Origin of the sequence: Mesorhizobium sp. M8A.F.Ca.ET.207.01.1.1, from assembly GCF_004794715.1 — a bacterium.
In the GTDB taxonomy this organism is placed as follows: Bacteria; Pseudomonadota; Alphaproteobacteria; order Rhizobiales; family Rhizobiaceae; genus Mesorhizobium.
Genome location: NZ_SRUS01000216.1, coordinates 1 through 371, shown reverse-complemented (window position 1 = coordinate 371; position 371 = coordinate 1). Strand labels below are relative to the sequence as shown.

The 371-nt window shown below is 64.2% G+C and carries 1 protein-coding gene; it reads left to right on the top strand.

What is annotated here, in order from left to right; all coding sequences use genetic code 11:
- Positions 1-371, top strand: a 371-nt coding sequence (locus tag EN850_RS34240; protein WP_136092987.1) for an ABC transporter permease, incomplete at both ends; no start/stop codon positions are given.

The following is a 371-nucleotide window of genomic DNA, read 5'->3' as shown; positions in this document are numbered from 1 at the left end:
AGCCGCATGATCTTCGCCGTCGGCACCAATGACGAGGCGGTGCGGCTCTCCGGCCATAACCCGGACTTCTACAAGGTCGCTGCCTTCACCATCAGCGGCCTGACGGCCGGCATCGCGGCCATGGTCTATCTCCTGCGCCTCAACATCGGCAGTCCGATCGCCGGCGTCGGCTACGAGCTCAATGCCATTGCCGCCGTCATCATCGGCGGCACCAGCCTCAGCGGCGGCAAGGGCTCGATCATCGGCACGCTGGTCGGCGCCTGCATCCTGCAGGTGCTCAGCACCGGATTGCAGCTGCTCGGCGTCGGCGACAATTTCAAACCCATCGTAATCGGCCTTGTCATCGTGCTCGCGGTCATCCTAGACGCGTA